A 13,827-nucleotide genomic window follows, 5' to 3' on the forward strand; every position below is an offset into this window, starting at 1 on the left:
GGCATTCTGAAATATGAGTTTGGATTGATTGATACTTTTGAAAACTTTAAGAATCTCTCACAGCAGCTTGACCAATCAATTTATTATTATAATAATTTAAGACCTCATTTTTCCCTAAATTATAACATCCCTAGCCAAGTGCATATGAAAAATAACGTGAAATTAAAAACATACAAAAAACAAAATCAGAATAGGAAAATTCCTACTCTGATTTAAGTATATTTGAAATATTAAACTAGTCAACCTTTTTCAGGACTAGTCACTACTTTACAGATAAACAATACCTTTTTACAAGTAATAATTTTCTGATTAAAAAAAAATGAAAAATTAATTATAATACGACTTCTTTTGTCGCTACCCGTCAATACTTTTGTTTTAGTAAAATTACTTGCAAGAATTTACAAATAAAATTATTTAAACAGAAAATATGATGTGTAATTTAAACTTAACAACCACAGAAAATTTTTTATCCAATTGTCCAAAATTAGCAATACATAAAAAAAGCAGCCCAACCTGACTGCTTTATCTTATACTTGCCCTTTCAACCATTCCGAAGAGGAAAGATAATTCTGATCAGGATAATAAATGAACAGAAGATTTCTACCTTTTATGGTATTGATGATCGGCTGCGTCAGCTCTCTTGGTACTGCGGGGCATCCCCAGCTTCTTCCGATCCTTTTGTGCATAGCAGCAAATTCATCGCTTACATAATTGGCTCCGTGCATTACAATTGCTCTTCTGTAAGCTGCATCATTGAATCCCCTGTCCATGCCCAACAGTTTTAAAGAATATCCGTTTTCTCCCTGATAGGTTGCATCTGTGATATAAAATCCCAGGCTGCTCTGTAACGAACTTTCCCTGTTAGAAAAATTCGTCGCAAATTCTTCGCCTGTATTTTTACCATGGGCAACCAATGAGTTGAACAGAACTTTTTTGTCTGCAAGGTCAATAACCCAAAGTCTTTTGGTGTTGGAAGACATAGAAAAATCGCAGATCGTTAATAAATGCGAATCCTGAGTAAGCAATCCTGCTTTCTTTAAGTTTTCGTAACCGGTCAATGCTTTTGAGAATACGTCATAGTTCAGTTCATGCCCTTGGTCAAATGCAATTGATTGGTATAATGCTTCTGATGAAGAAACAGCAGTTGTAGTCTTCTCAGATTTCGTGTCATCAGCAATAGATACTATTTCAGTCTTTGCCGTCATGAAATTTTCATTCTTTACAGCTCCTCGTGGAGAAATGTAGAATGAGGTGGTAACCATGTAAACAAGGCCTAATACGCTATAAAATCCTTTCATTCAATACTATATAAATCCAAATTAGTGGAGCAAAAGTATAAAAACATCATTACGCAAAGGGTAAAAACGAAAAAAGTTTAACGCTATTTAAGAAACTTTAACGTCCTGATTCTGTGAATAATTTAATATCAATACTTTAAAAACATCAATATTCAAAATAACAAAAAAACAAAATTATTATGTCAATACAAATTGTAAATCCAGCAACCAATGAAACGCTGAATTATTTTCCAACCGCTACATTTCTTCATAATAACTCTCCTATTTCATCAACTATTAACAATGAAGATGGAGTTATTTATCTGGAGCATTCCGGAAATACCTATGTGCTTGAAGACTATATGGGAGGTCACCCAATTAATGTCAGAAGATTTGGACTTAATGCAGACAGAGGCTACACTTCAACCGCTATCAATAAAGGAATAAAGCTTGCAAAAAAATATAATTACAAGTCTCTATATATTCCCAATGGTGATTATGATATCACCGAAACGGTTAATATAGATGTTGCTCCCGATACAACAATAAAAATTGAGGGTAATTTAAATGTAAAAGAATCCTTTACCGGAAATGCTATTGTTATAGGAACTCATGGCCCTGCTATTAATCAACCTGTAGAGGATTCATTGGCAGGATTAAATATTCAGGGGCTTAATTGTTCAAAAAAGATATATAATGACTCAGACTCAACAGGAATAGTAATTATGAATGTAATCGCTTCGACCATTGAAATTAAAAGGGTGACCGGATTTAAAATAGGGACATTAATATATTCTGATAATGGCCGAGGTGGCGGAACTTCATATAACACCTTCTTTATCAACTATTTTCACGACAATAAAATCAATCTGAAATTCGAGAAAAATGATGTTCAAGGCTATATCAATGAAAATACTTTCTATGGTGGAACATTCAACCATAGTACCAGTTTCCCGAAAGTTAAAACATTCCATATACTTATGGAAGATAAACAAATCAATCTCCATCCTTATAATAATAACAGATTTCTTTATCCGTCTTTCGAAGACAATGATCCTGACAATGCTACCGCAGCACAAATAACCGGAGAAAGCAATACTATCGTAGGACCAAGAATGGAAAATCCACAAGATCCATTCTATGCAATCATATTTGATAAATATTCTAAAAGATGTCAGGTCATTTCAAAAGGTTTTGGACTTTATAAAAGCTCTGTAGAAAACAATGGGGAAGAAAATTCTTATGAAACGAACAGCGGAAATTTACTAACCACAAATTCAGTAAACCCTGTATTAACCTTACAAAATCAGGCATCTTCCTCATATGAACTTTATAGCGGATTAGATGCCTCTGGCAATAAAGTATTTTTTGTGAACGGTGAAGGAAAAGGATTTTATGGAAATTCTGTATATGCAGAACAAGGATTCAGATGGGCTACTTCTGATGGCAGTAAAAACGATAGAGGTCTTTTTAATGGAAATGGAGCTCCAAGCATTGCGGCCAATCCTGGAAGTATTTATATCAATAATGATGGAGGTAACAAGATGCTATGGATAAAAACAGCCAGTGGAAGCTCATCCGGATGGAAACTCATAGGAACACAGGCCGATGCGCTCACAGCAGCTGAACCTTCACCATCAGCAACAGCACAAGATGTATGGGTAAGGTTAAAAAACCTGGAAGATAATCTTAAAGCAGCCGGACTATTATCCTCTTAAAAGTGAGAAACCACCTGTAGCAGGTGGTTTTTATTTATTTTTGAGAATCCGGAACAAATTCCAGACTTACAGAATTCATGCAATATCTCAATCCTGTAGGCTTCGGACCATCATCAAAGACATGTCCCAAATGGGAATCACATCTTTTGCAGAGTACTTCTACTCTATCCATTCCATACGACTGATCTCTTACATAATACACGCCTTCTTTATCCGCTTCAAAAAAACTTGGCCATCCACAGCTGCTGGAAAATTTAGATGTAGAACGGAACAGGTGATTTCCACATACGGCACAATAATACTCTCCTACCTCATCAAATTCATTGTATTTTCCCGTAAAAGCTCTTTCTGTAGCTGCTTCTCTGGCAATGGCGTAGAGATCCGGAGCAAGGATCTTTTTCCATTCTTCATTGGAAATATTGAGTTTTTCAGTATCTGTTCTGGAATAGTATGGATTATTTTTTGCTTCTGTATTTTTCATAGAAGGGGTTTTAATAGGTTGGTAGTTTTGCGTACAAGCCTGCAGAATAATTAACAGGGTTATTGAAATTAAAAATTTCATCATCAATTTTAATTCTGTAACCACGAATGGTTTCATAACCAAATTTAGTAAATTTGAGAATATGAATGACGAAGCAAAAAGAAAACAACTCAGAAAATATAAAGCATTTGCCACAGGGTTATTTGTCCTGATGGCTGTTATTTTTATTGTTACCACTATTTTACAAAAGTCTAATCAATCTCATTGGATCGGCTATGTGCGCGCATTTGCTGAAGCTGCAATGGTAGGGGCACTTGCTGACTGGTTTGCAGTAACCGCATTATTCCGTCATCCTCTGGGACTTCCCATTCCACATACCAACCTGATTGAGAACAGTAAACAGAGATTGGGAGACAATCTCGGGAGTTTTGTGGTTGGAAACTTTCTTTCTCCTCAGAATATCCGTCCTTATATCCAAAAACTTAAAGTTTCTAATTTTGTCGGGGAATGGCTGGGCAAGGAAAAAAGCCAGGAGATTTTGATTAAAAATCTTTCTGATATTGTTCTTGATATTCTTAATAAGCTTGATGATTCTACGGTAAGCCAGTTTATCAGTAAAAAGGTTTCTGAAATGACGGATGATATTAAGCTTAATAAAGTGGTTGGAAACGGAATCGGATATATTCTTGAAAAAAATGACCACCAGAGAATCATCACCAATCTTTCGAAACAAATCAAAGAATACATCATTGAAAACGATGCAATGATTCAGGAGCGGGTAAAAAAAGGAAGCTATTCTTTCATTCCATCATTTGTAGACACTAAAATTGCCGATAAAATTGCAGACGGACTTTCTGATTTTTTCAAAGAAATAGAAGAAAATCCTGAACATGAAGTAAGAGGATTAATTACGCAGAAAATTCATGAATTCTCTGTTGATCTGAAAGAAGATCCGAAATGGGATGAGGAATTTAAAACCATTAAAAACGGGCTTCTGAAAAATGATAAACTGGATGAATATTCCAATGACATCTGGGTTTCCATTAAAAAAACACTGATGAAAGAACTTCAGGAGGAGAATTCTGCTTTGAAAAATTATCTTACTAAAAATCTGAATGAATTTGCCCAAAATTTAAAGACTGATGAAAACCTTCAGAACAAAATTGATCATTGGGTTCGGGTGACGGCTTATAAATATATTCTGAAAAACACCCATCAATTCGGGAACCTCATCAGTACAACTGTTGGGAACTGGCAAGGGAAAGAACTGAGTGAAAAGCTGGAACTGGAAGTAGGAAAAGATCTGCAGTTTATCCGGGTCAACGGAACACTGGTTGGAGGTCTGGTCGGGCTGATCATCTACACCATCGCTCATTTTTTTATTTAAGAAACTAAAACCACGAATCACTCAACCATGAAAAAAATTTTCACTGTATTCTTTTTCTTTTCCCTCACAGTTGCTCTCTGCCAGAAAGTTGAATTCAAGAAAGTAACGGATTCTTCACAGACTTTTACCGGAGAAATCGGCGGAGTACCTATTACTATAGAGCTCAACTATACAGGTGTGGTAGATTGTGACCAGTATCAGCATTACGTTGACGGATGGTATTATTACGACAAATACAAAAAGAAAATTCCCCTCACCGGAATATATAATTATTATGGAAACCTGTCATTGTATAATTTCGGAAGCAAACAAAAACAAAATTCTAAGCTTCTGAAAGAGCAGATCACCTCTCTTCAGAAAGTAGAAAAAACAGATGAGACAGCCCAAAAACTAGCTCCTCAGGAATCTATTATATTCGAAAACATGAGTATGAATAACAACCCGATTCCCGGGCATTTTTATCTGGGCAAAAAAGTTCAGCCGGCTAAATTATTTACAGGTAATGCTATGATTTATCGTCTCAACAATTACCTGTTCCTGCCTAACAATAAAAAGATCAATACCTATGATTTCATTAATAAAGCGGGTGGAAACGAATTGATTTCCTATGCCGCAGGAGAAAACGGAAACAGAGTTCTGCTCTATTTTGAGCAGACATCAAATTTTAATGCCTGTGGAAGATGCGGAGCAAGTGAAGGTGAGAAAGGCTATAGAGTTCTTTATTTTACCAAAGACTGGAATTATAAACACTATCAAGAATTCCTGATAGAAAGTTGTCTGGAAAACATCTATGATGCTACCAAAACAAAATCCAAAGACAGGCAAACGATCAAATATAAAATAGGTAAATCCGATAGCACACCAGCTCATACATTTACCGTTGATCTAAAAAATGCAACCGTCGTAAAGTCAAAATAAAAAAGAGAGTCATATCAACTCTCTTTTTGTTATTATCTTGGTAATCTGCTGGCTCTTTTTAGTAATTCCTGATTGATGTCGTTGATCAGTTGCGGACCTTCATAAATAAATCCGGTATACAACTGAACCAATACAGCTCCTGCATCCAGCTTCTCCATCGCATCTTTAGCAGAATGAATTCCTCCTACTCCAATGATTGGAAATGCCCTGTTGCTTTTATCAGAAAGGTATTTGATCATTTTTGTACTTCTTTCACGGATGGGTTTTCCACTTAATCCACCATTTCCTATCTGTTCTAAAACTTCGGGAGAGGTTTTCAGCCCTTCTCTGTTCACAGAAGTATTGGACACTACAATACCATCAATCTTTGTTTCTGCAATCAGTTCAATGATTTCATCCAATTGATTATTATTAAGATCCGGTGCAATTTTAAGTAGTATAGGTTTCTGTACAGATTTTGATTCATTTATCTTTTTCACTTCCGTAATCAGCTCTCTCAAATAGTCTACATCTTCCAGCTTGGCGTGGCTTCCTACGTTCGGGCAGCTCACATTCAGGACAAAGTAATCTACATGAGGATGAAGACCTTCAAAGCAGTCCAGATAATCCTGGGTATAATTTTCCGGGCTTGTATCTGTATTTTTTCCGATGTTTCCACCGATAATTATTTTTCCTTTGTTGGATTTCAGCTTCTCAATAGCTGCTTCAAGACCGTCATTGTTGAATCCCATTCTGTTGATAATTCCACCATCTTCAATAAGACGGAACAATCTTTTCTTAGGATTTCCGGCCTGAGCTCTTGGAGTTACGGTTCCGATTTCTACAAATCCAAAACCAAGATCTCCCAATTCGTTAAATAACACTGCATTTTTATCGAAACCGGCAGCCAGTCCTACAGGATTTTTAAATTTTAATCCGAAAACTTCTCTTTCCAGACGTTTGTCTTCAATAGGTTTTGGTAAAAACAGTTTGGTAAGAAATCCAAAATTCTTAAGCATTGAGAAGGTAAAGTGATGAACATCTTCAGGATCGAATTTGAAAAGAATAGGACGAATGAGCGATTTGTACATTGAAAAAAAGTTTTACAAAATTACTCTTTTTAAAATTAATGCTATATTGATGTATAATATTTTATCGAAATGGCTCATCTATAGTATCTATAAGCTGGAAAACAACTATATATGCAACAAATTAGTGGGATTTTTTAACGCTGCGACCGCAAAGAAAGATGATTATCCTGAAAACATTTTGGTTCGCAAGGGCGTTTCACTAAGCAAAGTACACACTATCAGCCTTTGCTGAACGAAGTGCCCTTACGATCGGAAATATAAACTTTGCGAACATTGCGTTAAAAACAACAGATAAAGAGAAATCTACGTTATCTGTTAAATGAAATGGGATACTTTTTTAATATAATTATAAACACCATCCTTGTCAAGGTTTTAATGAAGAGTACGCACTCAGGTCAAAATTCAGAATATCCCCTACCCTTTTGAACTCTTCATCTATAGTAGCATTTACTGTAATTCTTTCATTAGAAACAGGATGATTGAAAATCAATTGATGGGCATGAAGCGTCATTTTATTGATCTCAAATGTTTGAAGCCACAATTTATTCTGTTTATTGCAGCCATGTTTCCGGCAGCCTAAAATAGGATGGAGAATATGTTTAAAATGTTTTCTCAGCTGATGAAATCTTCCTGTTTCAGGGATGGCTTCTACCAAAGAATATCTTGAAGTCTGGTGTTTTAAAAAGGGTAAATCTATTTCTGAAGTCTGCAAACGACGATAGTAAGTAACCGCATTCTGTGTGACTTCATTTTCATTAACCAAATCATAATCAATGGTTTCTTCTTCTTTTGTCCATCCCCGAAGAATAGCCAGATATATTTTCTCTACGTCGCGTGATGCAAACTTCTCACTCATGATTCTAAGAGTATCTTTATCTAAAGTAAATAGCAGAACACCCGAAGTTTTTCGGTCTAAACGGTGTACGGGATACACTTTTTGCCCAATCTGCTTCTTCAGCTCCTGAATAGCATAGGTATCGGCTTCTCCCGCATAGAAAGATTTATGAACCAATAATCCGCTGGGTTTGTTGATGGCAATAAGATGCTCGTCACGATAAAGAATTTCTAACATTCGGCAAAAGTAAAGATTTTCGACTGATATTATATGCGGCCATATTTGTAAACCTAACAGGTTTTGAAAACCTGTTAGGTTTAGACATTCCTTTATCAATAGCCCCGATCTAAGAGAAAATCCCGCATTGAGGCGGCGGCGCGAAGCAGAACCGCCGAGCGAGGAATTGGAACGGAGAGCGGGTTCCCGGCTCCTTAAAAATTAATTTGTAGATATTTGTCTGTTTATTAACGGCTTTTTTTATTGAAACTCATGATTTTGATTCCAAATTCATATTTTTGCATATCAGACGTAAAAAAATTATGGCAAAGCAAGAAGATGTTTTCAAGAAAGTGATTTCTCACGCTAAAGAATATGGTTTTATTTTCCCATCGAGTGAGATCTATGATGGTTTATCCGCTGTTTATGATTATGGACAGAACGGTGCCGAACTAAAAAATAATATCAAACAATATTGGTGGAAAGCTATGGTACAGCTTAACGAAAATATTGTCGGCATTGATTCGGCGATCCTAATGCACCCAACAACCTGGAAGGCATCGGGCCACGTAGACGCTTTCAACGATCCATTGATTGATAATAAAGATTCTAAGAAGCGTTTCAGAGCAGATGTTTTGGTGGAAGATTATTGTGCTAAAATTGAAGATAAAGAGAACAAGGAAATTGAAAAAGCAGCGAAAAGATTCGGGGATGCTTTCGATAAAGATCAGTTTGTGGCTACAAATCCAAAAATTCTGGAATACAGAGCCAAAAGAGAGACTATTCTCTCAAGACTGGCAAAATCTCTGGAAAAAGAAGACCTTGCTGATGTAAAAGCTTTGATTGAAGAGCTTGAAATTGCAGATCCTGATACGGGTTCTAAAAACTGGACAGAGGTAAGACAATTTAACCTGATGTTCGGTACCAAGCTGGGAGCTTCTGCTGACAGCGCCATGGATCTTTATCTGAGACCAGAAACGGCTCAGGGTATTTTCGTTAACTTTTTAAACGTACAGAAAACTTCGCGTCACAAGCTTCCTTTCGGTATTGCACAGATTGGTAAGGCGTTCAGAAATGAAATTGTGGCAAGACAGTTTATTTTCAGAATGCGTGAATTCGAACAGATGGAAATGCAGTTTTTCGTTGCTCCGGGTACAGAACTTGAATTCTACGAGCAGTGGAAGCAAAAGCGTCTGAACTGGCACAAAGCTTTAGGTTTGGGAGATGAGAATTACAGATTCCACGATCACGAAAAGCTTGCTCACTATGCAAATGCTGCAGCTGATATTGAGTTTAACTTCCCATTCGGATTTAAAGAACTGGAAGGTATTCACTCAAGAACAGATTTCGACTTAAAAGCGCATGAAGAATTCTCAGGAAGAAAACTTCAGTTCTTTGATCCTGAGAGAAACGAAAACTATGTTCCTTACGTAGTGGAAACTTCAGTAGGTTTAGACCGATTATTCCTTTCTATATTCTCACATTGTTTAAGAGACGAAGTATTGGAAGACGGTTCAGAAAGAACAGTTTTATCGTTACCTCCGGCATTGGCACCAATTAAAGCCGCTATTCTTCCATTGATGAAGAAAGATGGTTTAGCAGAGTATGCAGAAAAGATCTTCAATGATCTGAAATATGATTTCAACCTGTTCTACGAAGAGAAAGATGCTATCGGAAAACGTTACAGAAGACAGGATGCCATTGGTACTCCATACTGTATCACTGTAGATCATGACTCTTTAGTTGATCATACGGTAACCATCAGAGACAGAGACACGATGCAGCAGGAAAGAGTTCCCGTTTCAGAGTTGAGAAGAATCATTGATGAGAAGACAAACTTCAGAAATTTACTTTCTCAATTATAGTTTAAAAGCCCTGTTTTTCAGGGCTTTTTTATTTTTCATACATTCCGGATCAACATACCATAAAAATGATTATTTTTAGCGGATTAAAAAACTAATAATAACCATGAAAAAGCTAATACTTTCATCACTGGCTGTAGCAGTGCTCTCAAGTTGTGTGTCTAATGATAATCCGGCCGACCACAGAGACAACAGCAATAACTCTCATAACAATAACACGGGTACTTCTCCACTCTTGAAAAAAGCAACTGACGTCAATCCTGGCGGCCAGCCTTATGTGGTGGAATTTAAGTATAATGGAGACAAGCTTATAGAAACCTACAATGCATCAGATGATGATAGAGTGATTTATACTTACAGCGGAGATTATATTGCTAAGACAGAAGAGTTCATTGGTGGCTCTCTGGTCCTTATGAGAGAATTCACCTATTCCAATGGAAGACTTTCAACGGAAAAGATAACTGATAAAGAACAGGGAACGCTGATCTATACCAAAATTTATCAGTATCTCAGTGATACCCATGTTCAGTTTGATGAGTATAAAAGCGGAACTTATAATCCTTCAACAGGAACGTATTCCAATCTTGTATTTGCACAGGTGGATGTTAATTTAACCAATGCAGGAAATGTGGCTTCAGCAAAATATACATATAACGGAGTTACCTACAATATTACCAATACTTATGACACCTTCAACAATCCTATGAAGAATATAAAAGGTTTTGTTAAGATTAATTTATTTGATGTGAGTGACGGGCAAATAGGGTATAATAATCTATTGAATCAAACAGAGAGTTATTCCGGTTTATCCAATGGAACCAACAAAATTACCGCAGTTTACACGCTTAACGGAGACAACTATCCTACCAAAGCTGTTACTACGATATCTCAGGCTATGGAACAAGTACTCATAACTGGCTTTACGAGTACTATTAATAATTATTTTGCATTTTAGGTTGTAAGCTTTGGAAATATTTCCAGGGCTTTTTTATTTTTCACAACATATGAGTTAATTTATTACTTTTATCCCTCAAATTTTAACCATGAAAAAAATAACGCTGATGATGTTTGGATTAATCCAGACATTTGCATTTTCCCAGACTCAGGACCTTACAACACTCGCTGCAGGTGATCATGTGGGGATGAATGCTCTATTCGATGATAAAGACAATCTGTACGGTTACGTTTCTCTATATTCTTACGGTAAATCCGGTGATAAGACCAAGAAGTTTGAGTATGTGATCCTGGATAAAAACCTCAACCCTGTTGCCAATAAAGAGTTTGAAGGAGATATCACGGCTGCCTCTTATCTGGGATATGTTGATTTTAAAGGTCAGATTATCTTAAAGCCTTCCATGATGGATTATTCTCTTGTGAAAAGCAAAGAAATATTTACTCCGGTTTCTATGGTAATCGACCCGAAAACCAATGCTATTACCCGAAAAATATATTATGATTATCTGGAAAACGGTACTTTCAAAGAGATCAACGAACCGAAGAGCTGGAAAGAACAGCGTAAGGAAAACCGTGATGAGAAAAAAGAAAAAGGCTACAACTACGTTTCCGCAGTAGGAGAACTGAAAGAAGGCGGTTATTTTGCTGTTGAATACAAAGACTATGGGAAGTACGAAAATAACAACAGTCTAATGAGGTTTGATGAAAACAAAAAGGAAATCTGGAGGTATAGATACAATACTGACGGAAGTAAAAAACTGTACACTACTTTATCCGTTCTGGAAAGAGACGAAAACTATATGTACTGTATCCTGAAGAAAGTGAATGACAAGCAGAAGACATTCAGCCTCATGGTTCTTGACATGAAAACCGGAAAAGAAACCTCCAACAAACCGATTACCGGATTATCTGATGATACAATAGACAATATTGAATCCTTCTACTCCAACTACAGAAAGCTTGATAATGATAAAACTTTTGATGATAAAGTAGTTCTGTTGGGAAGAAATTATGATGATTCCGAATCTGTAGGATTTGCAAGAATGATCCTCAACAAATCTGATTTTTCAGTAGATATGAAAGCGATCAATTATGAGCCCAATATCTCTGCTTTTCTTCCAAAAGTCAACAAATATGGAATGGTAGAAAGCGGTTACATGCTTCAGACCAAAGATATGTACTTTATGAATGATGGAAGTGTAGGTATTTTATCCGAAAAATACAAACCGGCTGGTCAGTACAACGCTCCGAAGACCACTGATCTTGTATACATTTACACTGATAAAGATTTCAAAGTGAAAAATGTTCAGGTTTTTGAAAAGGAAAAATCAAAATGGGTAAACAGTGATTATCTGTTCTCCCAGTACCTCAACGGAGGAAAAGACGTGGTATTTTTCTACCGCGACTATCAAAAAGATGAAGTAACCAAACAGAAAAGATGGAATCTGTTTATCAACACCATTATTGATGGAAAATTCAAACAGGAAATTATTCCAATCTCTGAAAAAGATAATTATGCAGTAACGCCGTATGTAGGAAAAGAAGGTTATATTCTGCTCCGTGAGTATAATGAAAAAGAAAAATTCAACAAGATCCGTTTGGAGAAATTAAATTACTAGTATAAAAGAAAAGAGGCCGTCTCCTATGTTTGCAAAGTCAAATGTAGGATACAGCCTCTTTATTAGAAATCACTTTACTTTCGCTATGGTTTCATTAGTCTGATAAAAGTCTGCTATATTCTTTATTTCATCAAGACTTAAGTTCCACATAAAGTTCAGAAACTGCTGATAACTTTCACTTTGATTTTTGGGTTCTATTCTATCCAGATACCGGTTCAGATTATAGTTTTTTCTCGCTTCATATATTTTTGAGAAACATCTTCCCAACCAGCTTTTATAATACTTTTCTTCCTCATCATCCTGTAAAAACTGCATGGCAGTATAAATTCCCAGCCCATAATCTTCTGAATGGAAATAATTGGGTAAAATCTCCATCCTCGCCGTTTTCTTTAATGTTAAGAATAGATCTGAAGGCTTTTCCGGACTAACAGAAGTTTTAAGTTCGGTAAAAGTTTTTTTAAGCATTTCAATCCTTCTGGATACTTCAGGATGTGATGCCAGAGAATCTTTGTTCAGCTTTTCTTTGTAGAAATTATAATTGTACAGGGAGAAATCTTCCTTTTTCATCCATTTTTCATTGAACGCCTGTTTGGGAAGGTTAAAAAGTTTTTTATAGGTTTCAACCTTTAATTCTCTCGGAGAAATGGTATCAAAATCCTGTAATCTCTGAAGAGCATTGACGAATTCCGCTTTCCTGAAATCACCGTTTCTGAAAAAGACATACCCCAAAGAATCTGCCTGCATTTCACTTTGTCTTCTTTCTACTCCTTTCCTGTAGACTCTGTTTTTAAAAATATCGAAAGCTTTTTGGTTCCGGCTCTGGCTTCTGCTTGTTGTAGTGGATTTTATATTCTCAACCACCGCTTTATCCTGTTTATCCTGTTCAATAATTTTTAGAAAAGTTTTCAGGGAATGCTCCTCTATTTTATGTCCCAGCTCATGGGAAATCACTGCAGCAATCTGTTCCTCGTTATTCAGCCAGCTGTAAAGCCCCATGTTGATTACAAAGGTTCCGTCAGCAAGGCAATAGGCATTGGGAGTGTTGTCTTTGGCAATCAGAATTTTCAGATCCTGAGGAATTGTTGGGTTATTCTTTTTAAGACGTTGAATCATAAACTGTATACTGGTTTCAAATTCAGATTTAAAGATAAAATCCTTATTCTTCACCTGCTTTTCAAAGTCAGTTCCGAATTCTTTATAAATTTTGGATAATTCTGAGCCTGTTCTCCCGGAATATTGAGACTTTAATCTCTTTACAGTTGCTTCATTATTTCCTTCAAAACTCTTTAAAAATGCTTTTCTCTGTATATAATCTGCAGTATCTATCGGTTTATAAATCTGGGCCATTCCCATGATTGAAAATAAGAAGTACCCCAATACAAAAAGTTTTCTGGTCATAGTTTTCATCAATTAAGAGCAAAAATAACTTATTTGCTGGTTCATTTTAAATTTTATAGCCAAATTATTCTAAATTTGTTGAAGACCCATTC

12 protein-coding genes are annotated in these 13,827 nt (G+C 36.1%); 7 read left to right on the forward strand and 5 right to left on the reverse strand.

The features are described 5' to 3' along the window. Positions 1–216: integrase core domain-containing protein (locus BW946_RS11970; protein ID WP_139325998.1), on the forward strand; the 216-nt coding region annotated here is incomplete at its 5' end. A 311-nt stretch (positions 217–527) separates the two neighbouring features. On the opposite strand, the gene BW946_RS11975 is transcribed toward BW946_RS11970, so the two are convergent. Then, entirely contained in the window at positions 528–1,298 is a 771-nt protein-coding gene (locus BW946_RS11975) for a murein L,D-transpeptidase catalytic domain family protein (RefSeq protein WP_076596412.1), read from the reverse strand. A 179-nt stretch (positions 1,299–1,477) separates the two neighbouring features. Between BW946_RS11975 and BW946_RS11980 the strand changes: the two genes are divergently transcribed. Further along, complete coding sequence (locus tag BW946_RS11980) at positions 1,478–2,995, forward strand: hypothetical protein (protein ID WP_076596413.1); 1,518 nt, start codon at positions 1,478–1,480, stop codon at positions 2,993–2,995. Between the two features lie 34 nt (positions 2,996–3,029). On the opposite strand, the gene msrB is transcribed toward BW946_RS11980, so the two are convergent. Then, positions 3,030–3,476: a peptide-methionine (R)-S-oxide reductase MsrB gene (msrB, locus tag BW946_RS11985; RefSeq protein WP_228402557.1), complete on the reverse strand. Its 447-nt coding sequence runs from the start codon at positions 3,474–3,476 to the stop codon at positions 3,030–3,032. 142 nt (positions 3,477–3,618) lie between these two features. Between msrB and BW946_RS11990 the strand changes: the two genes are divergently transcribed. After that, positions 3,619–4,863: a DUF445 domain-containing protein gene (locus BW946_RS11990; protein WP_076596414.1), complete on the forward strand. Its 1,245-nt coding sequence runs from the start codon at positions 3,619–3,621 to the stop codon at positions 4,861–4,863. Positions 4,864–4,890: 27 nt separating this feature from the next. Then, positions 4,891–5,781, forward strand: coding sequence for a hypothetical protein (locus tag BW946_RS11995; protein ID WP_076596415.1), 891 nt, complete (start codon positions 4,891–4,893; stop codon positions 5,779–5,781). A gap of 32 nt (positions 5,782–5,813) precedes the next feature. Here BW946_RS11995 and BW946_RS12000 read toward each other — a convergent pair whose 3' ends face one another. Continuing rightward, positions 5,814–6,851: a quinone-dependent dihydroorotate dehydrogenase gene (locus BW946_RS12000; protein ID WP_076596416.1), complete on the reverse strand. Its 1,038-nt coding sequence runs from the start codon at positions 6,849–6,851 to the stop codon at positions 5,814–5,816. 364 nt (positions 6,852–7,215) lie between these two features. Next, positions 7,216–7,923 carry a pseudouridine synthase gene (locus BW946_RS12010; protein WP_076596418.1) on the reverse strand — a complete coding sequence of 236 codons (708 nt, stop codon included), beginning with the start codon at positions 7,921–7,923 and terminating at the stop codon, positions 7,216–7,218. Between the two features lie 302 nt (positions 7,924–8,225). Here BW946_RS12010 and BW946_RS12015 point away from each other — a divergent pair, with 302 nt between their 5' ends. The 3 genes from BW946_RS12015 to BW946_RS12025 all read left to right on the forward strand — a co-directional run bounded on the left by BW946_RS12015 (position 8,226) and on the right by BW946_RS12025 (position 12,337). Continuing rightward, positions 8,226–9,767: a glycine--tRNA ligase gene (locus BW946_RS12015; protein ID WP_076596419.1), complete on the forward strand. Its 1,542-nt coding sequence runs from the start codon at positions 8,226–8,228 to the stop codon at positions 9,765–9,767. A 103-nt stretch (positions 9,768–9,870) separates the two neighbouring features. Next, on the forward strand, positions 9,871–10,719 hold the full coding sequence (locus tag BW946_RS12020) for a hypothetical protein (RefSeq protein ID WP_076596420.1): 849 nt from the start codon (positions 9,871–9,873) through the stop codon (positions 10,717–10,719). A gap of 88 nt (positions 10,720–10,807) precedes the next feature. Continuing rightward, positions 10,808–12,337 (forward strand): hypothetical protein, encoded by a 1,530-nt coding sequence (locus tag BW946_RS12025; protein WP_076596421.1) that lies wholly within the window; start codon positions 10,808–10,810, stop codon positions 12,335–12,337. Between the two features lie 69 nt (positions 12,338–12,406). Here the strand turns inward: BW946_RS12025 and BW946_RS12030 are convergent, their stop codons facing one another. After that, positions 12,407–13,735, reverse strand: coding sequence for a M48 family metalloprotease (locus BW946_RS12030; RefSeq protein WP_228402561.1), 1,329 nt, complete (start codon positions 13,733–13,735; stop codon positions 12,407–12,409). Positions 13,736–13,827 lie beyond the last annotated feature (92 nt).

Source organism: Chryseobacterium sp. RU33C, from assembly GCF_900156015.1.
GTDB lineage: Bacteria > Bacteroidota > Bacteroidia > Flavobacteriales > Weeksellaceae > Chryseobacterium > Chryseobacterium candidae.

What these genes read in the sequence shown, in the direction of transcription:
- BW946_RS11975 (WP_076596412.1), bottom strand. Translation starts at nt 1,298, where the DNA reads ATGAAAGGATTTTATAGCGTATTAGGCCTTGTTTACATGGTTACCACC.
- BW946_RS11980 (WP_076596413.1), top strand. Translation starts at nt 1,478, where the DNA reads ATGTCAATACAAATTGTAAATCCAGCAACCAATGAAACGCTGAATTAT.
- msrB (WP_228402557.1), bottom strand. Translation starts at nt 3,476, where the DNA reads ATGAAAAATACAGAAGCAAAAAATAATCCATACTATTCCAGAACAGAT.
- BW946_RS11990 (WP_076596414.1), top strand. Translation starts at nt 3,619, where the DNA reads ATGAATGACGAAGCAAAAAGAAAACAACTCAGAAAATATAAAGCATTT.
- BW946_RS11995 (WP_076596415.1), top strand. Translation starts at nt 4,891, where the DNA reads ATGAAAAAAATTTTCACTGTATTCTTTTTCTTTTCCCTCACAGTTGCT.
- BW946_RS12000 (WP_076596416.1), bottom strand. Translation starts at nt 6,851, where the DNA reads ATGTACAAATCGCTCATTCGTCCTATTCTTTTCAAATTCGATCCTGAA.
- BW946_RS12010 (WP_076596418.1), bottom strand. Translation starts at nt 7,923, where the DNA reads ATGTTAGAAATTCTTTATCGTGACGAGCATCTTATTGCCATCAACAAA.
- BW946_RS12015 (WP_076596419.1), top strand. Translation starts at nt 8,226, where the DNA reads ATGGCAAAGCAAGAAGATGTTTTCAAGAAAGTGATTTCTCACGCTAAA.
- BW946_RS12020 (WP_076596420.1), top strand. Translation starts at nt 9,871, where the DNA reads ATGAAAAAGCTAATACTTTCATCACTGGCTGTAGCAGTGCTCTCAAGT.
- BW946_RS12025 (WP_076596421.1), top strand. Translation starts at nt 10,808, where the DNA reads ATGAAAAAAATAACGCTGATGATGTTTGGATTAATCCAGACATTTGCA.
- BW946_RS12030 (WP_228402561.1), bottom strand. Translation starts at nt 13,735, where the DNA reads ATGACCAGAAAACTTTTTGTATTGGGGTACTTCTTATTTTCAATCATG.